Origin of the sequence: Psychrobacter sp. 1Y1, assembly GCF_051847395.2 — a bacterium.
In the GTDB taxonomy this organism is placed as follows: domain Bacteria; phylum Pseudomonadota; class Gammaproteobacteria; order Pseudomonadales; family Moraxellaceae; genus Psychrobacter.
Genome location: NZ_JBPYDF020000001.1, coordinates 2,638,684 through 2,665,272, shown reverse-complemented (window position 1 = coordinate 2,665,272; position 26,589 = coordinate 2,638,684). Strand labels below are relative to the sequence as shown.

Sequence of the window (26,589 nt, the reverse complement as noted above, 5' to 3'; positions counted from 1 at the left end):
TTTAACCAAAAGGCCTTTCCAAGTAGAGGCCTTTTCTATCAGCGCTAACGTATTAGAATAATGAATACCGTTCAGGTTGAATTTGTTTATAATTTTATTAGCTTTTTATTTATTGGTACTGCTTTGTCCGTCATGCGGTTGGTTCCACGTTATACGGTTATAGATCATCAGTCTACTATTAGATGATGCCGGACAAAGCAATATCGGACCCTGTTTAATTTACCTATTGAGGTCTTTTATGTACAGTTCGCCATCACAAGATGTGACGAAACCTCTGACCCTAAACAAAACCGTGTTTATGGGCTCAGCTATTATTTCTATTTTATTGATAATCTGGACCATCGCTTTTCCAGATTATAGTGAGGCCTTGTTAAGCGCGAGCATGACTTGGGTATCAGACAAGTTTGGCTGGTATTATATGTTGGTGGTTGCCGCTTATAGTATCTTTGCGTTGTTTGTTGGTTTTTCTAAATACGGCGATATCAAGCTTGGTCAAGACCACGAAAAAGCACAATTTCCGTTTTTAGCGTGGGCGGCCATGCTGTTCTCAGCGGGTATTGGTATTGACCTGTTGTTCTTTGGCGCCTCTGAGCCTTTGATGCATTATTTGACCCCGCATACAGGCCTAGAGCCTGCGAGTGCTGAGGCCATGCGCGAAGCACTTGCGCAAACCTTTTTACATTGGGGTCTGCATGGTTGGGGTATTTATGCACTAATCGGTATGGCGCTGGCTTACTTTGCTTATCGCAAAAATATGCCACTCGCGCTACGCTCGCCGCTGACACCGATATTTGGTGAACGTTTAATCAAGGGCTGGCTAGGCGATGGTATTGATACTTTTGGCGTCGTCTGTACATTGATGGGTATTGCGACCAGTTTGGGTATTGGGGTATTGCAGGCAAATGCTGGCTTGACCCATGTGTTTGGTATCGAATCTAGCAAAACGGTTCAGGCGCTCATCATTGTGGGTGTTGTCGCGGCTGCTGCTATCTCTGCGATGACAGGTGTCGAAAAAGGCGTTCGTCGTTTATCTGAATTCAACATGCTGTCGTCAATACTCTTGTTGCTTGCCATATTGGTAATGGGCAATACGGTGTATCTATTAAATACCTTTACTCAAAATATTGGTCAATATTTTCAAACCATCATTTATAAAACCTTTGACGTTTATGCTTATGACGGTGCTGCTGGTGCCGAGTGGAAATCTTGGTGGACGATATTCTTCTGGGCATGGTGGGTAGCTTGGGCACCATTTGTAGGTCTATTTATTGCACGTATTAGTCGTGGCCGTACGTTACGCGAGTTTGTATTTGGCGTGATGTTTATTCCGCTTGGGTTTATTTTTGCATGGTTCTCTATCTTTGGTAATTCAGCGATAGACTTGGTTGCTAATGGCGCAACAGAGCTGGGTGAAATCGCGGTTAATGATGCGGCAATGGGTATGTTTGCGCTGTTTGAATACTTCCCTTACAGTGAAGTATTGTCATTTGCTGGTGTGGTTATTGGTCTTATTTTCTTTGTGACTTCTGCTGACTCAGGCGCTTTAGTATTAGCGAACTTGAGCTCAAGAGGTATGACCAATGATACCGATGCTCCTGTTTGGTTACGTCTGTTTTGGGCAGCAGCCACTGGTCTTATTACGTTAGGATTATTGTTTGCAGGTGGTTTTTCTTCACTACAGTCTGTCTCTGTCATTGCAGGTTTGCCATTCTCTATCATTCTTGTGCTCTACATGATGTCTATGTGGAAGTCGCTAAAAGAAGAAGGCAACAAGCGTAAAGCCAGTACAATCGGCACGGCAAATGTGTTGGACAGTGGGAAGAGCTGGAAAGCGCGTTTGCAACGTATTGTGAGCTTCCCAGGCCATGCACAGGTTGAAAAATTCTTGCATACGGTCGTTATGCCAGCGATGTCTGAGGTCGAAAAAGAGTTTAAAGCAGGTGGTCTCAAAACCTCGTTAGATACCAAAAACCTTGCTAGTATCGGCGAAGGTATCGATGCAGGCATGGACCAAGATAGTGGTCAGGTAGACGGTCTAAAACTACGTGTTGGTCATGGCGATGAAGATGACTTTATTTATGAAGTCAATCTGATTAAAGCTCACCGTCCTAACTTTACATTGAGCACATCTACCAAGCACGCAGAGTACTACTACCGTGCGGAAGTGTTCTTGAGCGAAGGCTCGCAAGAGTATGACTTGGTTGGCTACTCAAAAGAGCAGGTATTGGTTGATATCTTAAATCAGTACGAGCGTCACTTGCAGTATCTGCATTTAGAGCGTTAATCCGGTACACCTTTTAAGTGAAACTATCAGTAAGAATGTCCCCATAAGTTGCACGCAGCTTATGGGTTTTTTTATGAATAACTATTTATAAATCACTGTCGTTTAAGTTGAGGATATATCCCCAATAAGTGGCAAACAAGCACCGCAGATATAAGGTAAAATTCATTAAGATTAAATTGATCGACTAATACGCTGCAACGTATTAGCAAAGGATACATTTGTGACCAAATTAAAGTACATAGCGCATTACTCAGAACAGATTCAAACGCAAGCTGCTCAGCTTATAACTGAGGATAGGTTGGGCGAGTATCTGGAAAAAAAGTACCCAACTCAGCATCAAATCCAAAGCGACAAAGCGCTCTATCAGTATATAAATGAGATAAAAACTCAATACATGCGTAAGATTGGTCAGCTATCAAATGTCAGCTATAGCAGTAAGCTCAAGGTTTTAAAACATGCCCTAGGTATCCATACGACGCAATCGCGTGTACAGGGCAGTAAGCTCAAATCGCACAATAGCATCACGGTAGCCAGCCTATTTAAAGACGCGCCGCCAGAGTTTTTGCGCATGATAGTGGTGCACGAGCTTGCCCATTTCAAAGAGCATGAGCATAACAAAGCTTTTTATCAATTATGCTGCCATATGGAGCCTGAGTATCATCAATTTGAGCTGGATACGCGACTGTGGTTACACTGGCGAGAGTTGTAGCCCTAATATAGTCAAGTCTATATACATCCGCTACATCGTCATCCTCGCTAAGCATACTAATATATAACTTGCACTCGGTTTCCTTGTGCTGCTTTTAAATTGAATCGACTATAGTATGAATAGCAACCTTAATAACGTTCGTAGTAATGTTAATAACAGCCACATAAATATCGTGTTCTTCTCTGTAGCAATCATCTGAGCCGCTAGGGCGTGTCCTCAATTCAATTGATCATATCTAAACGGGCTAAAAATGGCTAAATTTTGCCAAACATCGTTAAATAGCTGGTTAATATCCCGATATGATCTGCGCTATTTTCCTTGTCTGACTGCAATTTATCTCATTTTTATCACCATTTTTAAAATGAGGACACGCCCTAGAATTACGTTATAATCCTAACCACACACGATATAGTCCATAAAAGGTTGTAAACAATGATCAATACCAAAATATATAAAGCTATTTACACCTTAGCCGAAGAATTATTAGAAGCAGATCGCAGAGGCAATCAAGAAAAATTTGATTCGCTATATGCTGAACTAAACGCCATTTGTACCGACAATGAAGGCACTGACAAAGACCACCCAGAACAATGGGAAACGCTTGCTGACTTTACTGAAGATTTAGACGCAGCACTGGTGATTTATGACAAAGCACTGGCCAAGGCTACTGCCATTAACTCAAAAGACCATATGTCATCGATTGCTTTTTCTATGGCGGTGCTACAGCTTGAGACAGGCGAAAAAGAAGCCGCTATCCAAAGCCTACAAAACGCCAAAGTTACAGCCAATAAAATCGAAGATAAAGAGTTCAAGGTTGAGATTGATGAGATGCTTACGAAGCTATTGGCAGAGTAGTTTTGATTATAGTTAGTCCTCCAAAAATTGGGTACGGTGTCAGTCTCGCTTAGCTTACTACTTGTCGTACTTTCACTAGGCTTCCTTGTATCCAAGTTATATTGAACCGACTATAAATAGAGCAATCCGATATGCAAGACATACCTGTGGTAATCGTTGGTGGTGGGTTAAGTGGATTATATGCCGCCCTTTTATTAGAGAAAAAGGATATAGCGTATAGACTGCTAGAGGCGCGTGATACCTTGGGTGGTCGCATTGCAGTTGCTAAGTATTCAGATGCGCATGCTACTAATAACAGTGCTGATGTCGATCAAGCAGAATCAAGCGCGGCGTTTGACTTGGGACCGTCTTGGTTTTGGCCGGATTATCAAACGCAGTTAAGTAGTCTGATTGAGTCGTTGAATTTGTCACGTTTTGCGCAGTTTGAAGAAGGCGATATGATGGTTGAGCGCGCTGCTAATCAACCACCTGTACGTATGCAAGGTTATAAAAGCGCACCACCTTCTGTGCGGCTAGTCGGTGGTATGGCCGCTTTGATTGATGCGCTATATGCTCGCTTAGATGCCAGTTGTATCATGACCGGTCAAACTGTACAGCAATTAAATAAGACGTCTCAATATATTGAAGTACAGAGTGAAGATACTTCTGGACATGTGACCGGACATGTGACGACGTTCCGAGCGCAGCATGTGCTACTTGCGTTACCGCCTCGATTGGTAGAAGGTCGGATAGTATTTCAGCCAGCACTACCGCAAGACTTAAGTGAACAGTGGCGCGAGACAGCCACTTGGATGGCTCCCCATGCCAAATATGTCGCTGTTTATGAGTCACCATTTTGGCGTAATACTGGTCTTTCGGGTGCCGCGCGCAGTGCGATAGGGCCGCTTACTGAGATACATGATGCCTCTACACTAGAGGGCGATGGGGCATTGTTTGGTTTCTTTGGTGTTCCTGCTCAAGTACGTCAGAGCGTCTCTGATACGGTGCTAAAAGAACATTGCCGTGCGCAGTTAGTGCGACTATTTGGTGAGCAGGCAAGTACTCCAAAAGCTGAATATCTCAAAGACTGGGCACAAGATCCATTAACAGCGATGCCTGCTGATGCTAGCGGCAATGGTCAGCATGCAGTAGCCCCGCCATCCAAGCCAAAGACAGGCGCGTGGCAAGACTGTCTAACAGGTTGTGGTAGTGAGTGGTCAGCGCATTTCCCTGGCTATGTCGCTGGAGCAATTGATGCAGCAACCGTCGCTGTACAAAGCCTACCTGCTGACATTTTGTGCCAGTAATTATTAGGGTGCTGTTGTAAGCTATACAAAAGCCATCCAACATGACTCAAAAATTCATCATCCAATAGGATAGTCGATGAATGATTCGCTCAAACAAACCAGTATTCACAAAACTACTTGGCTAGTGCCCTTCATTTGTCTGCTGGTAGGTGGGGCACTCACTGGTATCTCGACCAATGTGGCAAAGTACGCTATCGATGTCGGTCTGACCCCATTAGGGTTTTTGTTTTGGTCGATTACTAGCGCTGCTATTATTTTATTTATGATAGCGCTCATCAGAAAAGAACTCCCTCCTCTTAATGCGCGCAGCTTAGAGTATTACTTTGTCGCGGCGCTTGTCAGTGTCGCGGCCGCCAACTTACTGTTATTTTCTGCCATTCCTCATGTGGGCGCAGGTTTTGTCGCCTTAATCCTCTCATTGCCGCCACTGCTAACTTATCTTGGTGCGCTGATACTACGTATAGAGCAATTTTATATTGTCCGTGCACTTGGGGTCATCGCAGCACTCATCGGGGCAGGAGCATTAGCCATACATAAATTCTCTGCGCCAGATTCTAGTGTGTTTTGGATTCTAATCGCGCTTTGTGGGCCAGTGCTACTCGCTATTGGCAATATATATCGGACATTACGCTGGCCTGATAATGCGTCTTCTGGCGCACTCGCTCCAGGTATGTTGATTGCGGCAGCGCTGCTGCTAGGTTTATTTAGTGCGATGTCAGACTTCTCTATCGCTGTATCTTTAGAGAACTGGTTGCCGCTAAGCATGATAGCTATACAAGCAGGCGTATTTGCTGGACAGTTTTTACTATTATTTCTATTGCAAAAGACAGGTGGACCTGTGTTGCTAAGTTTGTTAGGTGCAGTAGGAGCCATTGTCGGCGTGCCCGTCGCTATTTTTTTGCAAGGGGAAAGTCCACCAGAAGGTTTATTTTTAGGCGCCACCTTAATTGCGATTGGCGTGGCATTGGTGACATGGGGCGGCGTAAAAATAGCAAGAGTAAAAGAAGAGGTTTAATAAGTGTGTATAGGCGATAGCATTAAACTATAGAGTTATTAAAACCGTTACTTCCTAATGCGCACTTCTTATCTCGCTCTGGTTATCAGTATCTAACTTATCAATAGCTACTATGACTCAATAATTGGTTACGATTAACTTAAATCACTTTTTGTGGAGACGACAAAAAAGGAGTATAAGTATCGTGGTTATCGTTGTCATGGACTCAGGCTATGAATGCAGCCACGCGTTATCGATTATTAAATAATTTTACGATTCTCATTAGTGTCATCGGGGTAGCAATTGCCTTGTTAGATAGTGGTTTTACACTACCAACGTGGCTCCAACAAGTATTCCATATTTTCTATTTGGTCATTATCTTTCTTAGTTTTATGGTGACCGCTGGGCGTTACATCTATACCAAAAAGCCATTAACGCTTAATAAAGTCGCCGTCTTTGACGCACTGACTAGCATTGCCATTATCATTTTATTGACCGCGCATTTTACGGACTTAGTACGTTCGGGCCTATCTGCTGCCGTTGATGGCTTTGTCGCGATAAAGATAGCGGTGTTTGTCACCTTCGTCCGCGAACTCTCCGATCACAATTTCAATCTCAATCGTACCTTTCTACATCCTGCCCAGTTTTTTATTCTAAGCTTTTTAGTCGTGGTGCTGGTTGGTGCCTTGCTATTGATGATGCCCAATGCGACGACGCAGCCACTATCTTTTGTGGATGCGCTATTTACTGCGACCAGTGCGGTTTGTGTGACGGGGCTTATCGTTGTGGATACTGCCACCTATTTTACGACTTTTGGCCAAGTCATTATTATGGGTCTGATACAAATTGGCGGCTTAGGTATTTTGACCTTTGTGACCTATTTTAGTTATTTTTTTAAGGGTGGTGTCAGCTATGAGACACAAGCCAGCATCAGCGAGATGTCTTACATGCGCGGTATGGGTGATGTGGTGTCGACACTCAAGTCTATCTTATACGTCACATTTGCTGTCGAGGCGGTAGCGGCTGCGCTGATTTATATCAGTATTTATGACATACCCAATATGGATTGGTCTGAGCAGTTATTTTTTTCAGTCTTTCATGCGATTTCTGCTTTTTGTAATGCTGGGTTTTCTACCTTTAGTGCTGGCTTGTACGATGATTCGCTACGTTTTAATTATTCGCTACAGCTGATTCTGGCGATGACATTTATCTTCGGTGGTATGGGTTTTACCATCGTGGTCAATGTGCTTAGGTATTTACGTTATCGTGCTCAGCGGCTGATAAATCGCCATGACCAACGCTATATTTATCAGCCTTGGTTACTTAATATTAATAGCCGTATTACTTTGATTACCACAGGCGCATTATTGCTGGTCGGTCTGATTGGGGTGATGATATTTGAATACAATAATGTGCTCGCTGATCACACGAGCTTCCTTGGCAAGCTCGTAACAGGGTTCTTTACTGCGGCTACCCCGCGTACGGCAGGATTTAATGTCATTGATATGGGTGAGCTGACTTTTCCAACGGTGATGCTGACGATATTTTTGATGTGGATTGGTGCTTCGCCAAACTCGACAGGTGGTGGTATTAAGACCAGTACCTTTGCGATTGCGTTATTGAATACATTGAGCCTAGCTCGTGGACAGACCAAGATAGAAGTGTTTAAACGGGAGATTGCTGAGATTTCCGTTCGACGCGCATTTTCTATTATGTGGCTGTCGCTACTGGTCATTGGTACGGGTGTGACACTCATCAGTTATGATCAGCCAGAACTTGATTTGATTAAAGTGGTGTTTGAGTGCTTTTCAGCGTATAGCACGGTGGGCTTAAGTTTAAATCTGACAGCAGACCTATCAGATTTTAGTAAAATAGTGGTTTCGGTCATTATGTTCGTTGGCCGCGTCAGTATGCTGACAATCTTTATTGCACTGCTTAAAAATATGCGTCAACGTAATTATCGCTATCCTACGGAAGAGATTACGATTAACTAATCCGTCGTAAACACACTATGTCGGTCTTAATAAATAGCAAAAAATATTAAAAAAGGTTGTTTAAGTTATGAAGTACATCATCGTAGGACTAGGGAATTTTGGGGCATCATTGGGGTCAGCATTGACCAGTCAAGGGCATGAAGTGATTGCTATTGATAGTAGTATGCAACGGGTTGAAGCTTACAAAGAAGTGATCTCTCATACGCTGTGTATGGATGCCACGGACGAGTATACGGTTAGCGGATTACCAATCGTTGATACTGATATTGTCATCGTGGCGATTGGCGAAGATCAAGGTGCCAATGTCATGGCAACGGCGTTATTTAAGACGTTAAAAGCCAAGCGTTTGATTAGCCGTAGTATCAATCCGCTACACGAAAAAGTCCTACAAGCCATCGGCGTGGATGATTTGATTCACCCTGAAAAAGAAGCGGCCAATCGCTGGGCCAAGCGTCTGTCACTACGCTATTTTGTCGATTCGTTTGAGTTGAGCGATAATTTCAGCATGGTAGAGATTAAGATTCCAAATGTGTTGGTTGGTAAGACTGTTGACGACTTACAGTTAGAGCAAAAGTTCAATATCCGATTGCTTAGTACGTTGCGCTATGAGTATTATGAAGACAGCTTTGGTCGTACGCAGAGCAAGCCTAGCATTCAAGGTTTGGCAACGCCTGAGCAAGTATTGCAAGAGCGCGATGTACTAGTGATTTATGGTGCCAACAAACACATCAATCAGTTCTTACGTAGTGTGGGTGTGAAAATAAAATAGCAGCTTGTCGTCGCAGTGATACCAGAAGGTATAGGGAAATGATTATGAATAAGCGAAGTATATCTGTCCTACTGGTTGCCATAATGGCACTACTGTCAGGTTGTGATCAGTCCGCGCAAGATCCGAACGTTCTTCTGTCCGAGCATCAAAAAGACCCAATTAAAGAGTTGGCGATTACCTCAGACGTGGATCACAGTCAGTTTGGTTACAAGCAAACCTTTTATGTGCCGATTTACTCTGATATCTATACCGATAGAGACGCTCGCAAAGTGCTGCTATCGGCGACGCTGAGTGTACGTAACACCACGCTCAAAAAGTCACTGTATATTAATAAAATTGATTATTATGATACAGATGGAGCATTGGTCAAATCATATCTAGATAAGCCTATCGAGCTACCAGCGATGGCGACGCTTAACTATATCGTCGAAAAAGAAGAGGATAAAGGCGGTTCTGGTGCCAACTTTATCATCGAAGTCGAAGGTGTAGATGAGACAGTCAGACCAGTGATAGAAGCGGTCATGATCGGTAACTTTAGCAATAAGGGATTTGCCTTTAGTACAGAAGGCACGCCCGTGATACATTGATATATGTATAGTCGGTACGTAGTTCAGAGTATTAAAAGAGCATCGTAACATAGGTAAAAATAGTTTCGATTTTGCCAACTAGTAATGATCGTATAAATGTATTAATCGAATCAACATGGACAGTTCAATTCAAGGAAGAGTTATGTCTGCAACCAAAGAAGAAATCAGCGCCTTTATGGCATTGGAGTTTCCACAAACCAAATGCGTCGTTGAGGCGGTCAATGAAAATGGTGCGACCTTATCGCACGAGATTGGCATAAATGAGTTGCGTCCCGGTGGCACAGTCTCGGGCCCTGTCATGATGGCCGTCGCTGATGTGGCTATTTATGTCGCGATACTCGGAAGAATCGGTATAGTCCCATTAACGGTGACGACGAGTTTGACCATCAATTTTTTGCGTAAGCCATCAGCGGACTCTCGTATTATCGCCGAGTGTACTTTATTGAAAGTGGGACGTACGTTGATAGTAGGTGAGGTATCTCTTTATTCGGAAGGGTCTGATGATGTGGTGGCTCATGTAGTCGGCACATATTCAGTGCCGCCTAAGCGTAGTTAAAGCTAGGCATAAGAGTTCGAATACTTTGTAAGGTAGCTAGCTTATAGTGTATTTTACTTACTCACTAGGGTCTGATCCTGGTGGGAAGTCATGGCGTAGCTGTGCGACATTAGCAGTAGTTACTGTATCAGTGAAGCTATTTAGATCGCTATGCACGTATTGTGTGACAGCTGCTATTTGCTCGTCATTCATCATACGGTGGAACGATGGCATACCGCGCAGGCCATTGATAACGACACTAATAATATAGTACTTCGATTGCATCTTGCTATTATTTGCCAGTGGTGGATAGTAGCCTGTGCCTTGCGCGCCTTCACCTTTTTGCATATGACAACCTGCACAAGAGTCATCGTAGAGCTTTTTGCCATTGATCGTAAAGAACCCAGTTTTACCTTGTATGCTGCCTTCAAATTTAGTGAGCCATCTCTGCATGCTGGCATCATCGTTCATTTTTAGTATTGAGCCTACATCGACGATATTGGTAGTAGGTTTAGCCAATTCTGCTTTGGACATATATACGCCGCCCCATGCGCCCTGATTGCGACTGGCCTGATTATCAAAACTGTTGTCGAATATCATTGGTGCTGTCTGCGGGTTAGCGATGGTGGCTGCGTTTTGTGTTCTATTCTGACTACAGCCTGACAACGTTGTTAACACTATCGATCCGCCGACCATGAGCATCATTATTGCCTTGCTCGAGCTGAGCGAGCTAGATAATTTGATTGAGTTTGCTGTCACTACGTTCATAATTATTCCTAATGTGCCTAGTCTCATTGTTATCATCCTTGCTTGAACGGCAGAGTTGTTATTCAAAGCTCATTACTCAAAAACTAGCTATCCAAGCTTTTTAGCCTTTTGATGTAAGCGTTTGGCAGCATCCATACCGGATAATATCGCGCCCTCTTGCCACGCAGGAATGTGCGAACAGTGCTCTCCTGCTAGTACAATACGATGATCAATCTCGCAAAGCGTATCGTAATACTGCTCACGACTGGTCTCGCTCCAGATACCATAACAGCCAAGCGACCAAGGGATACGGTGCCATGCTACGGATGTGCCCGAACGGAACTCTTTGGTATATTGCGGATGAATCTGTTTGCCATAGGCGAGCGCGGCATTGATACGTTCTTTGGGGGTTAATGAGTTAAATTTGTATGAGGCTTCCCCAAATCCATAAGCACCAAGCAACACACCTGAGCCTGAGCTAAACATATCTTGTGAAGGGTAGGAGATTTGTGAGATAGGCATATCGGTATAAGTGATGCCGCCATAGATCCATTCATCTTCTTCCCAAAACCGCCGTTTAAACTCCAAACCTACTTTGTACGAGCTGTCATAAGGAACGGCTGCCATCGCTTGTTTCATTGGCGCGGAGACATTGATATCAATCTGCGTCAATATGGACAAAGGAATCGTACAAATGCACCAATCTGCGCGCATTGTTTTGGCTGTACCGTCAGGGCTATTACTATCGACATAGTCAACGGTAACCCCAGTTTCGTCTTGATTGATTTTGGTGACTTTGGCATTGAAGGTAATCATATCTCGACATTCACGTGTGAACGCATCACCGATTTTCCCCATACCGCCGACAGGCTGAAACATCGTTGGTTGATGCACATGCACGGTATAGTTGCTATAAATATCCGACCACATGCCAGATTCTAATAACTTATCCATCGGTATAGGCGCTGATGGCTTTGCATCCGGCATCAAACCACCACCAGGGTATACGCTATAGCCGCGATGCTTACCCGTCTCATGGCTTTTGACATAGCGATAGTTGTTATCTAGCACGCCCCAGCCTTTTAGTCCTTCGAGGAGTTTTTCTTTGTCCTCTTTATTGACCGTACTATCGAGGTTGCCTGTATTGACGGCTTTGGACAATAACTCTGATACATAACCGCGAATATCGCTTTGTACTTCGCCCAAGCGCTGCGGCGCACCATCGAAGTGATTGGTACGATGCAGATAAGCGCGATCATTGGTCTGGATAAAAGGCTGCAATGCCACACCGAACTTTTTGCAGTAATGAAAGACCGCGTAGTGGTGGATGGGCAGTCGCCATGGTCCGCCATTGAAGTAATTGCCTTTTTCAAAGTCGCAAGTGACCTCAGCACCGCCAAGCTCAGTATATTTGTCACCGCTGTTGAGTGTCCAGCTGCGGCCACCGCCACGGTTTTGGTACTCAAGCACCGTCACTTTGTAGCCTGCTTTGCGTAGCTCATAGGCGGCAGTCAGACCGCCCAACCCTGCACCCAATATCACGATACTAGCGTCAGCCGGTGCGCCTTTAAGATTCATCTCTTCTTTGAAGCTCGACTCAGAAGCAAACCCTAACGTAGTCATCGCTTGATACATCGCGGTCGCGCCTGCCGTCTTGCCTATCATTGAGAGCAGTTGTCGTCGCGTGGGAGATTGGAGCAGGTCATTCATAGAATTATCCTTATCGTGCTAGTATTTGCCATATGATAAAAGGCGAAGATTAGAGCGCATTTTTTATAGTTAGTTCTAATGCCAATTCTTATGGCTAGCTTTTTTCTTTTATCACACGCGTGACATCCGCCGCGCTGACATTGCTGTTAGATAGACCACCAAAGGTGACTCGTACGTAGTTAGTAATATTAGCAATCTGCGCAGGACTTAAGTCTTCTGAAAAACCAGGCATTTTTGGTGCTGTGTTAAAGGCACCTTTTGCCCCAAATGCAATGACGCCAATCAGTGCATCAGGTTTTACGCGGCGAATACTACTCAAACCAACGATGGATGCATAACGCGCATCGGGCTGGGCGTAACCGTCAACGCCATGACAGCTGGCGCAATGTGCTAGATATAAGTCTTTTGGCGAGTTGCTGCCCAAGTTATTATTGCTGCCGCTATTGTTGGCACTGCTGATAGTATTCGTTTTAGCCTGTGCCAGATAGTCTTTCTGCTCTAGCAAGTCATAAGTAATCGAGTTGCTAACTGGCTGTGGCAGGCGAGACACATTGACTGGTATCAGATAATCATCGGTCTTAATGGCTGGGACGACTTTTAAGTAGTCAGCCATCGCTATCAGATCTTCGTCGGTGAGATAACGCGTACTGTGCGCCACGGCTTCTGCCATCGGGCCGCCCGCATAAGCGCGCTTATCAAGCGTTCCTGTACGCAGGTAAGTCACGATATCCATTTCGCTCCAAAGGCCGATACCCGTATCGTTGTCAGACGTGATATTCGGTGCAAACCATTTACCGAGTGGTGCGCCGGATAAATAGCGGTCTTTATCGAGGCCTTGAGTTAAGTTGCGCGGTGTATGACAAGTGCCGCAGTGCTCTAAGTTATTGACCAAATACTCACCGCGCTGCTGGGTTTTCGTCAGTCCTGAGCGATTTTCAGTAGAGGGCACATTGATGACATTCCATGCCAGCATTAAGCTACGAATATTTAATGGGAAAGGCAAATGAGTGGTTTTCTCAGGTGGTTTGTCCACGATAGGAACGGTCTGAAAGTACGCGAACAAGGCGCTGATATCCTCATCTGTCATGCCATGATAAGACGGGTAAGGCATCGCAGGATAAAGCTGATGATTAGGTGCACGACCTTTTTGCAAAGCCTTTTTAAAATCGGCTTCAGTATAGTTGCCAATACCATAGCGCGTTGACGGTGTAATATTGGTCGAGTAGATATTGCCAATGGGCGTCTCAATCGGTACGCCGCCACTATAGTCATCACGGTGGCAAGCCATACAGTCGGCGCTGCGTGCTACATAAGCCCCGCGATTGGCAAGCGCACTATTAGCAGGGCTGACATTTGGTAGGGTTATTCGACTGGGCAAAGTGTCTATTGGCAGGCTGACCGTGTCTGCCATCACGACGGTAGACACTAAGCTGAATCCCAATGTCAGTGTTATTATCGAAGAAAATGACAATGCTGGCACGACGGCAGAAAGTAGCTTCGCAATGCTCTTATAATACCGATGAATCATGTCTAATTCCTTTTTAAGCTTTCTGCAAATCACTACCCGTATCTATTAAGACAGTGGCGAAACATTAAAAATACTATAGTCTGGCAGCTTCGATCTTGATACTTAAGTCAAGGTTTTTGGTCAGTCCGAACCAAGCAAACTTATTGATATTCCATTTTGTACGATTAATCGTAGCAGTGAACTCGCCACCGCAAACATCTTTTCTGATACTTGTGTTTAGATAACAATCAAACTTAGTCGCGGTTAGGCTAATTGGGTGTCTCTCGCCATGCAGAGTCAGTTGTCCATCTACCCGAGTGACCTGCGGGCTTTTTTTATTTTGATTGAAGTGCCATTTTGTCGATTCAAAATGCGCTGAAGGAAATCTCTTCATATCAAAAAACTTAGGTCCCGTTAAACTATTATTAAAAGAAGGGTTGCCCGTATTTAAGGAGTTTATGGGTATGATTAATGAGATATCGCCAATACTTAGGTTTGGATCGTATTGCAAATGACCTTTGATATTATAAAAGCCACCAGTCGTGGCCGAGCTTTTAAAGTGTTCGATGGCAAATCGGATGTGAGTGCTGGCAGGATTAATAGTGTAGTTGGCCGCTTGACTGCTATTTGTAGCGCCTACAAGCAGCAATGGAATGGTCAAAAAAGAATAGATATGCGAAGGTTTTGGCCTAATAGACAACAAGCGCATAGCTACATTCCTGTGCAGGCTATTGATATAGAAGAGCTTATTCACAAGCGCTATCCGTGCGTTTGCTTAACAATAAGCCAGTGATTGTTAATTATTTATACAGGGTTTTTCAAATACTTAGTAGTGCTATTTTCGTAAAGAGATAACGAACGGCTCTGTTATATTCGAACGTCAATTCCAACTATTAATGCATAAGTATTGATACCTAATTATTGAAGCTAAGTACTGATGCATAAGTACTGAACCTAAGTGCTGAATTTAAATGTTAGAGTGCTCAATGCTAGACAAGTTAATACCAGTGTGTCTTTTATCGTCGTTGGTGCTGTGTGTTTTATTCTTAATCGATTGTTTAAAAAACAGGGCTGCGAGCGCACAGGCTATGGTTAATGACAGCAGCATTGAGACCAATGTATGGCTAAAGAAATGATCACCAAACAGCATTTTATACAGTCCCATTGTCCAGCCCAAAACAGTTACTGATATGACTATCTGATAGCGGTATTTTCTCAATGTCGGTAAAAAAACCAGTCCATATAAAGAAAATCCTGCGCTGGCGTGAGCCGCTGGGAAGCATCTGGCAGGCGTTGCTGCTACGATGTTTTGCCAAAGATTGAGGTAGGGCAAATCCCCATTAAAAATAACCAGATCATTTGGGCAACTAACATGGGTGACGCCTTTGAGCGTGGCAATAGTAGCAGGCACAATCGCCAATATAATCAGTAGGTAGCTAATCTCGCGCATAGGTAAAGGAAGCAGGAATTTATCAAGCTTATTACGGTTTAAGGTAGTAGCATTAAGCCTTGACTGTCTATACTTGATGATTAAAACCGCTATGAGATAGACAGCCAATAGAATCAATAATACTTTGGGCAAATTATAAAAGATAAATGCATAAGGCTGCGCGCCTTTTTCAAGAAGCCAGTGACCATTGTTGTAAAAAAGCTCACTGATGCGTACATCTAATTGGCTATGCTCAAAAACTAAGGTGGCCATGATGGTCACGCACAGTAGTTTTAGCCAGTCCCAAGTCACTGCGTTGTTTTCTAAAGTCATGACTACACCTGATAACGTATATGCGATGTTGATAGTTCTTAATACGACCTTCGTTTTATTGTTTATCTAAGATAGTGCTAGCAGCGCATTGTGCTGTTAGGCGAGTGCTCGCTATGCTTTAATAAAATAGAGCAGACTCTAATAAAATAGAACAGACAACGCCATTACCCATAAAACCATTAACAAACATAAAGATAAAAACTGTGCCGCAGAGCCGACATCTTTTGCGATTTTTGCGAGCGGGTGTTTGGCAGTGGAAGTATGGTCGACACAGGCTTCAATTCCTGTATTGAGCAGCTCAACAATCAATGACAAAAAAGAAGCGACGACTAGCATCATTTTTATACCAAGCGCAAAAGGCATAACGATGACAGCAGCCAGCAGTACAAGGTTGAGCCACACAACTTGTCTGAAAGCCGCTTCCAATTTGTATGCGGCTTTAAAGCCATCTATAGAGTAGCCAGTGGCTTTTACGATGCGGTAAAACCCTGTTTTACCTTTGGCATGACCTGCAAAGCTGTCAGCTGCAAGTGCACTATCATGTGCTGTTTGGTTGACAGAACTATGCTCGGCTGATGGGGCTACAAGGTTGGTATGAGTGATTTGCTTCATAGGGCATTCTTAATGGTCTATTAAAATTAAGATAGCCTGAGTATAAGATGGGAGAGGTTAAGAAAACGTTAAGAGGATATAGAGGGATGAGAATAAAGCATAATGGGTGTTTAAATTTGTCGTTTCCCAATCAGTAATTATGATTAGGAAATGAATATGTCTTTGAGCTATCACGAGGTTATTTATAATAAATACTAAAGGTACTGCCACCTGAGCGATTGGCTTGGTGAGTGAGCTGCCAGCCCATATGTGACATGATACGCTGGACGATACTGAGTCCTAGACCTGAGCCTTCAACCTTATGTTTTGTTTCATGCTCTGACAACAGGATTGTTTGCTCGTCTTTATAATAAGACTCTAATCGCTCAAACCGTTCATAGAGTAAAGGCATCATCGCTTCAGGAATACCTAAGCCAGTATCAGTCACCGTGATTTTTTCGTCATCGATAGTAATGGTTACCTCGCCATCATCGGTATATTGAAACGCATTTTTAATGAGGTTGCCCAATGCCATTTTTAGGAGTTCGGGCCGTACGTAAGCGCTGTATTCTTGCTCAGCAATTACCTGACAAGTGACAGATTTATACCGCAGTAAGTACTTTAGGCGTTGCATTTCCGCTAAGGCGATATTGTTGATAGAGGTTTGCGGTGCGTCTAACTTTTCAGGCGCGCGCGATAGTAGAAGCAGGGCGGTGATAATCTCAGAAGTTTCTTTGGCAGTAGTGCTGATGCGATTGGTAAATTCATTTAAGTGGCTGTCAGCGTCTAATTGCGAGGCCAACACTTCAGAAGCCCCCATGATAATAGTCAATGGCGTGCGCAGCTCGTGGCTGACATCACCAGTAAACAGTTGCTCGCGCTTGAGATATTGCTCTAACTTGTGGTTTTTCTCATCGATAGCCCGTGCCAAGACACCAACTTCAGATGGTAAGTGTGTCAAATCGCTTAAGTTATGATGGTCAGTCTCGACGGCTCGCTTCAAATCCAATAAAGGCTTGATGATTTGTTTAGAGGACAATTGGGAAAAAATAGCGGCGATAAGTAAGCTTAGAATCACGGCTACTTTTAACGTATCTGCAAATATGTCTTCTAGGTGCTCAAATATCGCCAAGACTGGATAATTTCCCATCACCATTTCGGTGTTTTCTAGGTAAGTCAAAATATAGGTTTGACCATCTTGAGTATAGGAAAAAAGATGCAAATTGGCATGACCTGCTCTAGAGGCTTTATTAACAGTGACAGAAGTCTCTTGCACCGTGTCATTGGCTATCGCTTGCAAACTGGCAGGTGCTTTGTCATAGCGATAAATCTTGATACCTGGTTCGGTGACATAGATAGGCTGGTCACCATACTTTTCTTGACTGAGTTCTAGCTGCTGCAACAGGCGAGCCTTGACCAAATCTTGCTCTATTCGGCTCTCTGCGTACAAGAAAATACTGACAAAAGCTGCGCACAGTAATAACGCGAATATGAAGTAAGACAGTCTGAACTTATTGGCTATCGAGTCTATATTGAGCATGGCATGAGACAACCTAATAGAAAAAGGCGATATATAACAGGGCTATATATAATAGAGCGACCAATACGATACGGTCAGTCGATTAGTAAGTCACATGAGGTTTATTTAATTCATGCTGCAATCACGACTACGCGCTTGCTGATTTGTTAGGGTCAACAATTTGGTAACCTACGCCAGGTACTGTGACTATCATGGGTGTGTCAAATGGCTTATCAACCTGTGCACGCACGCTGTGCATATGGGTGCGCAGTGCATCACTACTCGGTATGTCTAGCCCCCACACTTTTTCTTCAATCTCAGTTTTACTGACGACGCGAGGCGCTGCACTCATGAGGATATGCAGTATTTTAAAGCCAGTTGGGGTAAGCTTCAGTGATTGTCCCTCACGCATAATGGTATGCTCACTATTGTTTAAGGACAACGCTCCGACCGCAATACTGTGGGCAAAATGATCGTCCTCGGTGCGACGTATGAGCGCTTTGATACGGCACTCCAACTCAACCAACGAAAACGGCTTGACCAAATAATCGTCAGCACCGCTATCAAAACCAGCGACTTTATCCAAGATTGTATCGCGAGCCGTGAGCATTAGCACAGGCGTTTTGTCATGCAGCTCTTCTCTGAGTTTTTTGCACAGCTGCGTGCCATCCATACCTGGCAGCATCACATCGAGTAGTATCACATCATAACGATTGTTTGAGGCGAGTGTTAGCCCGCTATAGCCGTTGTGCGCGTTGTCCAACTCAAACCCTCTTGGCTCAAAAAACGCGTAAATATTGGCCACGATATCGGGGTTGTCTTCAATGACGAGTATCTTGTACATGATGCTGACCTAAAAAATAGTAATTACCTAAAAGGACTGAGTAATATAAAAACGAATGTAGAGAGCTGTTTTAATAAATTATTTGGAATAACTCACTTTTAACCACTCAATTAGAATTGGCCAGTTTGAAAAAAGTTGCTTCACCTTTGACTTCATCGGTCGTAATACCGAAAAAGCTAAGCAACGTCGGCGTAATAAAATCGTGTGATACGGGCTGACTGCTCATACTAGAGAGACTATCCGTATCGATACTATTGCTATTAGGCGACCAAATTATCGTAGGCACGTGTTTTTGGGTATCTGGTGCGAACTTATAGGGTAAGCCGTGCAGGTAGATATTATTTTCACCCAAACTCTCCCCGTGATCACTAATATATACCATTACCACATCATAATCTTGCTCATAAGGTTTTAACGTATCAATCACATTATTCAAAAAGTAATCGGTATAACGAATCGCATTATCGTAGCCATTTATCACAGACTGAGCATCACATTTAGACAGCTCATTGGTCATGCAGACAGGGTTATACGCTTCAAATTCTTTCGGATAGCGCTGATAATAGGCGGGGCCATGATTGCCCATTTGATGCAGTAGAATAAGCGTGTCTTTCGGCACTTCTTTCTGTGAGCTGCCTGATTTAACCAGTTCATCAAACCCGTCAAGCATACCGATATCTCGGCATTCAACATCGCAGTTGGGGTTTGTGTCAGCTGTTTTATAGTCTTCAAAAGTAACGCGATCAGCCACGCCTTTTGAGCTAGAGTTATTGTCGCGCCAAACGACATTGACCCCTTGCTTGCTGAGCGTATCTAATACGTTTTCATTATACTTAGCGGTATCGATATCGTAGTCTGTTCGATTTGCATAGCTGAACATGCAAGGTACGGAGTAGGCCGTAGAGGTTCCACAAGAGACAGCATTCTGAAAGCTATAAAGGTCTGACTGCTTTGAGAGCAGTGGTGTGGTATTGCGTGTATAGCCGTTCAAGCCGAAGTGATCGGCGCGAGCCGTTTCGCCAACCACAAATACCATTAGTTTTGGTTTGCCGCCGCCATTCACATTATTAGCAGGTGCCACGCGCTTTGCATCTGTCGCATGTAGCGTGAAAGTATCAGGACGGCGTAGCTCATCGACATAGTTTTCGCCAAGTTTGATCGTAGAGTAAATAGGCGTGATCGGATTGGCATAAGAGCGAACTTGTTTATGTTGACGAAAGAAGCTGGCGTACTGATCACCAAACGGCAAAATGCAAACGGCGATTAGCGCAACAGATAGGAGCAAGGTTGCCGTTTTTTGTAGAATACTGCGTTGCCAAGTAGAGCGTTTTAGACGAATTTTGCTAATGATAAATGCTGGCAACACGCCTAATATCAGCACCCGAATGACCATGCTAGGGGCAAACAATCCCATCGCCTCTGCTTGATCGGTCTCCAGACTGTTGATCAGCATGTTGGTGTCAAATATCGTCCCATAAGCATCGGTAAAATACCCACAGATGGCAGCGATAATCAGTAACGTAGCTAGTACGGGTTTGGCAATTGGGCGATAGCACAGCAGCTGTAATACTAGCCACATCAGTCCAAACAACAAGCCAGTAATAGACAGGATGAATCCGACGTTTTTGCTAAATGGATAGACAGCCAGCACCTGCTCAAAGAACCCAATATTTGCAGTCGCTACCAAATATAAAGCCACGATAATAATAAGATAACTGAGACTTATCTCACGATCATAGAGCTTACTAAGGTAGCTGGTTTTTGCGTTGGCATTGGACGCGTTGATTTTTAGCACATTGGTCTTGATGACTTGAGGTATGGACATACAGATACTTCTCAACAGATGGTAGGAAACGTCATTCCTTACCATAGCAAGTGGTCTGTTAAGAAGATGTTAAGGCGATTGATGCTAACTATCATAAGTTAGATGTTGTGTGGATTGTTGAAACGATTTTATACATTCAAACTAGGAAGAGTTCATCATTGCCATTAACTGGGGTTTGTCCTTTATGGTGATAAAACCATAGTGCATATCGATAAGGTGCTGCTTTTGCCACGATTGAATGATTTTATTGATGGTTTGTCTAGTAGTGCCAAGCATAAAGCCCAGCTCTTCTTGCGATAAGCGCAGATCTATTTTGATATTGTCTCCTACTTGCTTACCATAAGTGTCGATCAGTCCAATCAGCATGCTAGCCAATCGCGCTGAGGTATTGAGTGAGGTAGCATCATCAATCCAATCAAATGCTCGGCGGATGCGCTCGCAGGTTATAAGCGCGAGGTGCTTGTATAAAATCGGATGCAACTGCGCTGTCTGAATGACTAGATTTCTTGGGATTGAGATGAGCGTTACTTTGTTAATCGTCCACGCATCATGGGTGCGAGGATTGTCATCTATGATAGATATTTCACCAAACCACTCACCACTAGATAGATGCGCCAACGTCATGGCATGGCCACTAGCGCTCACGTTACAGACTCTAATCGTACCCGACACGACAAAGTGTAGCGCTGCATCATCGTTGTCACCGATGGCATGAATCATTTGGCCTTTTTGGTATACCTTTAGCACCGCATCGCCTGCCAGTAGCGGCTGCACAATGGCTGGTAATTGACTAAACCATGGGTCGTTATTTAAATAATGATTGATATTCATAAGTGTAATGTTTTTGACAGATTTGGTTTTATGAAATGGTGTAAAGTAATCATTCAGGATATCTAACACAGTAAAGGAATACACCATGCAAACAACTATGCAAACCGCGACATCAACGGATTCAACCTCGAGTGTACACCATAACATGAGCGAACAAGAATGGCAGATGCGCGTAAATCTTGCCGCCTGTTATCGAATGATTGCTTCTTATGGCTGGGATGATCTGGTATTCACTCATATCTCTGCGCGCGTACCAGGTACTGAGGATGAGTTTTTAATCAATCCGTACGGGATGTTATTTGAAGAGATTACCGCTTCTAGTCTGGTCAAGGTCAATAAAGCAGGCGAGAAAGTAGCGCCATCAGAGTTTGATGTCAATCCAGCTGGATTTATTATTCATAGTGCTGTGCACGAGGCTCGTGATGATGCGCATTGCGTCATTCATTTGCACACAAATGATGGGGTTGCCGTCTCAGCGCAAGAAAAAGGCCTACTACCTATCTCGCAACAATCATTATTTCCGCTATCCAATTTGGCATACCACGACTACGAAGGTGTCGCATTAAACCCTGAAGAAAAAGTACGCTTGGTTGCCGATTTGGGTGATGCTCACTTTATGATTTTGCGTAACCATGGTCTGCTCACCTGTGCCGATACGGTTGCCAATGCGTTCTTGTACATGTATATCATGCAAAGAGCTTGTGAGATTCAGATAAAAGCGCAGAGCGGGGGCGGTGCATTGACGCCGATACCAGCACAAATATTGGCCGGTATCCAAGCTGCCTCAGAGCAAGTGACCCGAGGCGCAAATGGTGATATCGCATGGCCTGCACTGTTAAGAAAATTGCGCCGTACTGACCCATCATTTGAGGAGTAAGTCGCTAATGATAACTCTTGATGAATGGCAACGGCAGGGGCAGTATGAATCCATTCATGGGCATCAAGTCTTTACTCGGTATGCAGGGGATAAAAGTGCGCCTGTATTGCTATTGATTCATGGTTATCCTAGTGCTAGCTGGGACTGGGAGGGTATGTGGGATGCGCTTACCGAGCACTATTATGTTATTACTCTCGATATGCTAGGGTTTGGGTTATCAGATAAACCCAAAAACGCGCGCTATCTAATCAGTGAGCAGGCTGATATTTATCAAGCTGTTTTGCAAAAACTGGGCGTCAGTGATTATCATATATTAGCGCATGACTATGGTGATACAGTGGCTCAGGAGTTGCTAGCAAGACAAGTTGAGGGTAGCGCTGAGCGACACATTGCTAGCGTATGCTTCTTAAACGGTGGCCTGTTTCCAGAGACGCACAAACCTATCTTGGTGCAGAAACTACTGCTATCGCCATTAGGTCCTCTGGTATCAAAGCTGATTAATAAGCAGAAATTTGCGGGCAGTCTACAGCGGATATTTGGCCCAAACACGCCGCCTACGTCAGAGGTGATAGACACGCTATGGCAGCTGTTAAATCACAATGATGGGTTGGGTGTGATGCATAAGCTGATTAACTATATGCCACAGCGTCAGCAATACCGCGAGCGATGGGTAGGCGCGATTATCAACAGTACTGTACCGGTGAAATTGATCGCAGGTGCCAAAGATCCTATCTCAGGTCAGCATATGATTGATCGTTATCGTCAGCTGATACCCAATGCTGATATAACCAATATGCCTATGTTAGGCCATTATCCGCAGGTAGAAGATGCAGTGGCAATCACAGCGGCCTATTTACAATTTAGACGCAGTATTCTGTAAATAAAGTTCAATCTAACAAACGCAGGGCATTAAATGGTGCTCTGCGTTTGTTATTCTCTTATCATCCTTTAACGCTCAAAAAAATGCATCATTCTAAATGAGACTAATATCTGTAAGCGTAGTCACAAAGCTGTGCAAAAGGTTTTTGATAAAATGATCACTAACAAATGGCTAATTATCATTAAGTGGCCTATATGCGCAGTGCTACAAGATATTGATGACTTGATAAAAAGATATTTTGAAAAACTTGAGGTTTTGGAGCGTAGTCTAAGAGACTATCTTTTAAGTGTATTATGAGAATATAAAGTACTCGAGTAAAGCCTAACAGATATAACTATCCTTAAAAGCTGTTATAAGTGGTTCCATTATACCAGTCTGTTTTAAGTAGTCTGTTAATAGGTTTTTGGGGTGAAATAGCTGGTTCCGCTGGGGTATACCTAAAAAATTTCCGCTAGTTGTCTGACTAAAATATCCCAAGATTGAGTGTATGGCATTGACGGCAGGGGTCAATATTTCTTCAGTGGCAATTATTGAGTGTTTCTACTAGGAGTTGTTTCAATCGATATATCTAAGCTAGTTAATGATTCTAATTCAGCCTCTAGTTTATCTAAAGTAGCTTGGCTAGGGTTGCCCTCTGGAAAGAAAATCGTCACATTTGTCGTTTGGTTGTTAGGTTTATAGCCAATTGATTGCAATTCACCACGGTACTTATTTCTAATCAAGATGGTAATTTCTTCAGACACTTTTTGATCACCATAAATAGCCACTGATTCATCCGCTGAGCGGTTATTTGTCGGTAAGATTTGAATCGGAAGGCTAAAATCTTTAGCATCACTGCTGGTAAATACATAATGATGAATTTCTGCCTTCACATTGGGTTTTGTCATAATAAACAAACGATAGTCTCTAACAGCTTCTTCATCACTGACGGGTTTATCAGCTTTTCTAATGCCTTTTTGGTCAGGTGTTGCAAATCCCCAGCTTGCTGCCACCAGATCTTCACCCAGTTCATCAAATAAACCTTGCAATACACCCTCGTCTTGAACCCCGCCTTGGATTGCCAAAATCCTCATCGCTTGTTCTTTACTTACTTTAGAGTCTGACATAACAGCTTGCATAATGACGTCATCAATTTGATAGCGTTGGGTCACTTTCTTAGGAAAATTATCAACGATAAGATTATTTGGCTTATCGATTTTTGACCAATCAATGGCTTTGGTCGTAACTGGCTTTGAATTGACTTTTGGTAATTCGACGACTTTAGGAATTGGTGGCTGTGTAGTAACAGCTTGACTACATCCATTTAAAATTAAACTCGTCAATGCTAAAAATATTATTTTATTCACTTTTATTATCCTAATTCTTATAGTGGGTCTAATCAGCCAGCTTAAAGATGACCCTTGCCATCAATGCCGTACACTTATAATATCTATCGTTTCCATAACAGCGCTTATGGTAAATAAAAATAATGATCCAAAAGCTCACGGTATGTACACAACGAAGTACACCGCGACTACCTAAATAACTCAATATACCGATACCATTAGCCTACAGCCAAAGATTCAAGTCCTCACTAGGGAACCGAACCTTTAGCAGCCGTATTTTGGCTTTTTTCACTGACTATTTTAGATAAGTTTAGGCTTTAGCGTTGTCTACCCAAGAGAACTCTTCTAAGATACGCACCCATTGTTTGTCTAATCCTGCTTTTAGTACTAGTGGCTCACCAGTGACGGGATGGCTGAGCGCCAAAGTCTGAGCATGCAGCAACATACGCGTGCAATCATAGTGAGTACGAAAAAATCGTGTATGACGTATATCACCGTGACTGGTATCACCTACGATGTGATGGAATACATGTCTCATATGCCGACGCAGCTGATGTTTGCGTCCAGTTTCAGGCGTTAAGCTCACCAGACTATAGCGGCTAGTGGTATGCTTCTTTGATACTGCAAATGGCAGCTCAATTTGTGCCAAACTTTGCCAGTGGGTGATCGCTTCTTGAGCAGGTTTATCTAAGTTCGCAAATTTATCGGCAATGGCATCAGGTTTAAAGCTAAGCGCATAATCAACAGTACCTTGTTCAGACATAAAGCCACGCACCACGGCCAAATATTGCTTGGTCACTTTGCGTTCAGTAAACGCTTCGGTAAGGCTACGTGCCACGGCTGAACTCTTGGCAAACAACAATACACCTGATGTGGGTTTGTCTAACCTATGTACTGGAAACACATGGCAGCCTACCGCATCACGAGTAAGCTGCATGGCAAAGCGTGTCTCACCTTTGTCCAGCCAACTGCGATGCACCAACAGACCAGCTTCTTTATTAATCGCTACTATATACTCATCTTCATAGATAATCTCTATTTGATCAGCAGTATTGCCTTCGATATCCATGTTTTTATTGCTCATATTTTAGATGCGTCAATTATATATCCTTTTTATTGTGCCTGTAGTGGCATAATAAATTTAGAGCCAAGCTTTGAGTACGGTATCTTGGTTTCAGAAGGTGAAGTAGAGTCCGAAGGCAAGGTTTGTCAGCAAGACCAGTTATTCCGTTTTCATGATAGTGATGTCGCCAATAACAAAAGTATTAAGCTGGCTGCCAAAAAGGGCACACGTATCATGTTCATTGGCGGCGAACCGCTGAATAACCAAGTACTAATGTGGTGGAACTTTGTAGCTGATAACAAAGCTGAGATTGAACAGTCTATTGTTGATTGGAATAATGGTCATGAGCGTTTCGGTAATGTTGACTCTGATATGAAGCGCTTGCCTGCACCTGAACTACTGAAAGGTTTTAAAGGCTGATTACAACTTATCTCGCCCCTCACTATTTCACCTTAGCTCGTAGAAAACTGCTTAAGTAAAATAAGGGGAGTTTGACGTAAGGATTAGAAAGGGTAGGTCGACCAAAAATCAAATCCTGATTCGCACATAATTACCACGATATTAAAGCATATATGAATCAGGACAATATTTGAGATATAGCTCAGGTGGCTTACAATCAGAGCTTCAACGCTTAAGTTCTATGCTTAAGTTCTATAAAGGACTTTTACGACATGCCAGCCAAATTTGGTCTTTACTAAATGCGGGGTAAATAGTTCGCCGGTAAAGCAAACCTTATCGAATGGCCCTACCATATCACCTTTGCCAAACTCGCCTAAGCTGCCACCTTTTTTACCTGATGGGCAGGTTGAGTATCGCTTGGCCAGTACATCAAACTTAGCACCTTTTTTAAGCTTGGCAATAATGTCCTCAGCCTGTTCTTTATGTTTTACTAAAATGTGCAATGCGCTAGCGGTACGAGCCATAATGTAACCCTTTTATAAAATATCAATTATCAGGATATTATATCACTACTTACATTGGTTGCTAACCTCACTTGTAGGTGCTGAGTTCTCCCAAGTCATCCTTATACAATCGTGACTATAGGGGTTGGAGTAAAGAAGTTTTAGTCATGTAGTGTTTTATTTAAACTACAGT

The 26,589-nt window shown here is 43.4% G+C and carries 25 protein-coding genes; 12 read left to right on the top strand and 13 right to left on the bottom strand.

The features are described 5' to 3' along the window. Positions 1-238: 238 nt before the first annotated feature. The 9 genes from ACS8FA_RS25135 (at position 239) to ACS8FA_RS25095 (ending at position 10,034) form a co-directional block, all read left to right on the top strand. Positions 239-2,284 carry a choline BCCT transporter BetT gene (locus ACS8FA_RS25135; RefSeq protein ID WP_296208303.1) on the top strand — a complete coding sequence of 682 codons (2,046 nt, stop codon included), beginning with the start codon at positions 239-241 and terminating at the stop codon, positions 2,282-2,284. 220 nt (positions 2,285-2,504) lie between these two features. Continuing rightward, a complete protein-coding gene (locus ACS8FA_RS25130; RefSeq protein WP_114700452.1) occupies positions 2,505-2,993 on the top strand; it encodes a M48 metallopeptidase family protein in 489 nt (162 codons plus the stop codon). A gap of 432 nt (positions 2,994-3,425) precedes the next feature. Continuing rightward, positions 3,426-3,848 (top strand): hypothetical protein, encoded by a 423-nt coding sequence (locus ACS8FA_RS25125; RefSeq protein WP_057761099.1) that lies wholly within the window; start codon positions 3,426-3,428, stop codon positions 3,846-3,848. Positions 3,849-3,979: 131 nt separating this feature from the next. Then, the gene (locus ACS8FA_RS25120) at positions 3,980-5,134 is read left to right on the top strand and encodes a flavin monoamine oxidase family protein (protein WP_439265047.1); all 1,155 of its coding nucleotides are present in this window, start codon (positions 3,980-3,982) and stop codon (positions 5,132-5,134) included. A 76-nt stretch (positions 5,135-5,210) separates the two neighbouring features. Next, a complete protein-coding gene (locus ACS8FA_RS25115; protein WP_439265045.1) occupies positions 5,211-6,149 on the top strand; it encodes a DMT family transporter in 939 nt (312 codons plus the stop codon). 212 nt (positions 6,150-6,361) lie between these two features. Beyond that, the gene (locus ACS8FA_RS25110) at positions 6,362-8,122 is read left to right on the top strand and encodes a TrkH family potassium uptake protein (RefSeq protein WP_101206340.1); all 1,761 of its coding nucleotides are present in this window, start codon (positions 6,362-6,364) and stop codon (positions 8,120-8,122) included. 67 nt (positions 8,123-8,189) lie between these two features. Continuing rightward, a complete protein-coding gene (locus ACS8FA_RS25105; RefSeq protein ID WP_427621503.1) occupies positions 8,190-8,891 on the top strand; it encodes a potassium channel family protein in 702 nt (233 codons plus the stop codon). A gap of 44 nt (positions 8,892-8,935) precedes the next feature. Further along, on the top strand, positions 8,936-9,478 hold the full coding sequence (locus ACS8FA_RS25100) for a DUF3124 domain-containing protein (protein ID WP_439265043.1): 543 nt from the start codon (positions 8,936-8,938) through the stop codon (positions 9,476-9,478). 142 nt (positions 9,479-9,620) lie between these two features. Continuing rightward, a complete protein-coding gene (locus ACS8FA_RS25095) occupies positions 9,621-10,034 on the top strand; it encodes a PaaI family thioesterase (RefSeq protein ID WP_101206341.1) in 414 nt (137 codons plus the stop codon). A 57-nt stretch (positions 10,035-10,091) separates the two neighbouring features. Here ACS8FA_RS25095 and ACS8FA_RS25090 read toward each other — a convergent pair whose 3' ends face one another. From ACS8FA_RS25090 to ACS8FA_RS25045, 10 genes are all read right to left on the bottom strand, one after another. Then, positions 10,092-10,781 carry a c-type cytochrome gene (locus tag ACS8FA_RS25090; protein ID WP_439265041.1) on the bottom strand — a complete coding sequence of 230 codons (690 nt, stop codon included), beginning with the start codon at positions 10,779-10,781 and terminating at the stop codon, positions 10,092-10,094. An 87-nt stretch (positions 10,782-10,868) separates the two neighbouring features. Continuing rightward, positions 10,869-12,470, bottom strand: a complete 1,602-nt coding sequence (locus ACS8FA_RS25085) for a flavin monoamine oxidase family protein (RefSeq protein ID WP_439265039.1) — start codon at positions 12,468-12,470, stop codon at positions 10,869-10,871. A 94-nt stretch (positions 12,471-12,564) separates the two neighbouring features. After that, positions 12,565-13,881, bottom strand: a complete 1,317-nt coding sequence (locus ACS8FA_RS25080) for a c-type cytochrome (protein WP_439265118.1) — start codon at positions 13,879-13,881, stop codon at positions 12,565-12,567. Positions 13,882-14,071: 190 nt separating this feature from the next. Further along, on the bottom strand, positions 14,072-14,686 hold the full coding sequence (locus ACS8FA_RS25075; protein WP_439265037.1) for a YceI family protein: 615 nt from the start codon (positions 14,684-14,686) through the stop codon (positions 14,072-14,074). 258 nt (positions 14,687-14,944) lie between these two features. After that, positions 14,945-15,739 carry a PAP2 family lipid A phosphatase gene (locus tag ACS8FA_RS25070; RefSeq protein ID WP_439265036.1) on the bottom strand — a complete coding sequence of 265 codons (795 nt, stop codon included), beginning with the start codon at positions 15,737-15,739 and terminating at the stop codon, positions 14,945-14,947. Positions 15,740-15,877: 138 nt separating this feature from the next. After that, entirely contained in the window at positions 15,878-16,351 is a 474-nt protein-coding gene (locus ACS8FA_RS25065; RefSeq protein ID WP_439265034.1) for a diacylglycerol kinase, read from the bottom strand. 178 nt (positions 16,352-16,529) lie between these two features. Further along, entirely contained in the window at positions 16,530-17,870 is a 1,341-nt protein-coding gene (locus tag ACS8FA_RS25060; RefSeq protein WP_439265032.1) for a sensor histidine kinase, read from the bottom strand. A 127-nt stretch (positions 17,871-17,997) separates the two neighbouring features. Beyond that, complete coding sequence (locus ACS8FA_RS25055; RefSeq protein WP_439265030.1) at positions 17,998-18,693, bottom strand: response regulator transcription factor; 696 nt, start codon at positions 18,691-18,693, stop codon at positions 17,998-18,000. A 106-nt stretch (positions 18,694-18,799) separates the two neighbouring features. After that, entirely contained in the window at positions 18,800-20,518 is a 1,719-nt protein-coding gene (locus tag ACS8FA_RS25050; protein WP_439265028.1) for a phosphoethanolamine transferase, read from the bottom strand. Between the two features lie 141 nt (positions 20,519-20,659). After that, positions 20,660-21,349, bottom strand: a complete 690-nt coding sequence (locus ACS8FA_RS25045; protein WP_439265026.1) for a Crp/Fnr family transcriptional regulator — start codon at positions 21,347-21,349, stop codon at positions 20,660-20,662. Positions 21,350-21,434: 85 nt separating this feature from the next. Between ACS8FA_RS25045 and ACS8FA_RS25040 the strand changes: the two genes are divergently transcribed. Beyond that, on the top strand, positions 21,435-22,226 hold the full coding sequence (locus ACS8FA_RS25040) for a class II aldolase/adducin family protein (RefSeq protein WP_227673240.1): 792 nt from the start codon (positions 21,435-21,437) through the stop codon (positions 22,224-22,226). Between the two features lie 7 nt (positions 22,227-22,233). After that, positions 22,234-23,106, top strand: coding sequence for an alpha/beta fold hydrolase (locus ACS8FA_RS25035; RefSeq protein WP_439265024.1), 873 nt, complete (start codon positions 22,234-22,236; stop codon positions 23,104-23,106). A gap of 527 nt (positions 23,107-23,633) precedes the next feature. Here the strand turns inward: ACS8FA_RS25035 and ACS8FA_RS25030 are convergent. Next, positions 23,634-24,452: a hypothetical protein gene (locus ACS8FA_RS25030; protein ID WP_439265023.1), complete on the bottom strand. Its 819-nt coding sequence runs from the start codon at positions 24,450-24,452 to the stop codon at positions 23,634-23,636. 289 nt (positions 24,453-24,741) lie between these two features. Next, the gene (truC, locus tag ACS8FA_RS25025; protein WP_439265021.1) at positions 24,742-25,515 is read right to left on the bottom strand and encodes a tRNA pseudouridine(65) synthase TruC; all 774 of its coding nucleotides are present in this window, start codon (positions 25,513-25,515) and stop codon (positions 24,742-24,744) included. Here truC and ACS8FA_RS25020 point away from each other — a divergent pair. Then, the gene (locus ACS8FA_RS25020) at positions 25,405-25,914 is read left to right on the top strand and encodes a pirin-like C-terminal cupin domain-containing protein (protein WP_439265020.1); all 510 of its coding nucleotides are present in this window, start codon (positions 25,405-25,407) and stop codon (positions 25,912-25,914) included. The genes truC and ACS8FA_RS25020 overlap by 111 nt on opposite strands. 224 nt (positions 25,915-26,138) lie before the next feature. Here ACS8FA_RS25020 and ACS8FA_RS25015 read toward each other — a convergent pair whose 3' ends face one another. Further along, the gene (locus tag ACS8FA_RS25015) at positions 26,139-26,417 is read right to left on the bottom strand and encodes a peptidylprolyl isomerase (RefSeq protein ID WP_102078430.1); all 279 of its coding nucleotides are present in this window, start codon (positions 26,415-26,417) and stop codon (positions 26,139-26,141) included. Between the last annotated feature and the right edge of the window lie 172 nt (positions 26,418-26,589).

Bases quoted from the DNA above. Each gene is read 5' to 3' on its own strand.
- ACS8FA_RS25135 (WP_296208303.1), top strand. From the start codon at position 239: ATGTACAGTTCGCCATCACAAGATGTGACGAAACCTCTGACCCTAAAC.
- ACS8FA_RS25125 (WP_057761099.1), top strand. From the start codon at position 3,426: ATGATCAATACCAAAATATATAAAGCTATTTACACCTTAGCCGAAGAA.
- ACS8FA_RS25120 (WP_439265047.1), top strand. From the start codon at position 3,980: ATGCAAGACATACCTGTGGTAATCGTTGGTGGTGGGTTAAGTGGATTA.
- ACS8FA_RS25115 (WP_439265045.1), top strand. From the start codon at position 5,211: ATGAATGATTCGCTCAAACAAACCAGTATTCACAAAACTACTTGGCTA.
- ACS8FA_RS25110 (WP_101206340.1), top strand. From the start codon at position 6,362: ATGAATGCAGCCACGCGTTATCGATTATTAAATAATTTTACGATTCTC.
- ACS8FA_RS25105 (WP_427621503.1), top strand. From the start codon at position 8,190: ATGAAGTACATCATCGTAGGACTAGGGAATTTTGGGGCATCATTGGGG.
- ACS8FA_RS25100 (WP_439265043.1), top strand. From the start codon at position 8,936: ATGAATAAGCGAAGTATATCTGTCCTACTGGTTGCCATAATGGCACTA.
- ACS8FA_RS25095 (WP_101206341.1), top strand. From the start codon at position 9,621: ATGTCTGCAACCAAAGAAGAAATCAGCGCCTTTATGGCATTGGAGTTT.
- ACS8FA_RS25090 (WP_439265041.1), bottom strand. From the start codon at position 10,781: ATGAACGTAGTGACAGCAAACTCAATCAAATTATCTAGCTCGCTCAGC.
- ACS8FA_RS25085 (WP_439265039.1), bottom strand. From the start codon at position 12,470: ATGAATGACCTGCTCCAATCTCCCACGCGACGACAACTGCTCTCAATG.
- ACS8FA_RS25080 (WP_439265118.1), bottom strand. From the start codon at position 13,881: ATGGCAGACACGGTCAGCCTGCCAATAGACACTTTGCCCAGTCGAATA.
- ACS8FA_RS25075 (WP_439265037.1), bottom strand. From the start codon at position 14,686: ATGCGCTTGTTGTCTATTAGGCCAAAACCTTCGCATATCTATTCTTTT.
- ACS8FA_RS25070 (WP_439265036.1), bottom strand. From the start codon at position 15,739: ATGACTTTAGAAAACAACGCAGTGACTTGGGACTGGCTAAAACTACTG.
- ACS8FA_RS25065 (WP_439265034.1), bottom strand. From the start codon at position 16,351: ATGAAGCAAATCACTCATACCAACCTTGTAGCCCCATCAGCCGAGCAT.
- ACS8FA_RS25060 (WP_439265032.1), bottom strand. From the start codon at position 17,870: ATGCTCAATATAGACTCGATAGCCAATAAGTTCAGACTGTCTTACTTC.
- ACS8FA_RS25055 (WP_439265030.1), bottom strand. From the start codon at position 18,693: ATGTACAAGATACTCGTCATTGAAGACAACCCCGATATCGTGGCCAAT.
- ACS8FA_RS25050 (WP_439265028.1), bottom strand. From the start codon at position 20,518: ATGTCCATACCTCAAGTCATCAAGACCAATGTGCTAAAAATCAACGCG.
- ACS8FA_RS25045 (WP_439265026.1), bottom strand. From the start codon at position 21,349: ATGAATATCAATCATTATTTAAATAACGACCCATGGTTTAGTCAATTA.
- ACS8FA_RS25040 (WP_227673240.1), top strand. From the start codon at position 21,435: ATGCAAACAACTATGCAAACCGCGACATCAACGGATTCAACCTCGAGT.
- ACS8FA_RS25035 (WP_439265024.1), top strand. From the start codon at position 22,234: ATGATAACTCTTGATGAATGGCAACGGCAGGGGCAGTATGAATCCATT.
- ACS8FA_RS25020 (WP_439265020.1), top strand. From the start codon at position 25,405: ATGCACCAACAGACCAGCTTCTTTATTAATCGCTACTATATACTCATC.
- truC (WP_439265021.1), bottom strand. From the start codon at position 25,515: ATGAGCAATAAAAACATGGATATCGAAGGCAATACTGCTGATCAAATA.
- ACS8FA_RS25015 (WP_102078430.1), bottom strand. From the start codon at position 26,417: ATGGCTCGTACCGCTAGCGCATTGCACATTTTAGTAAAACATAAAGAA.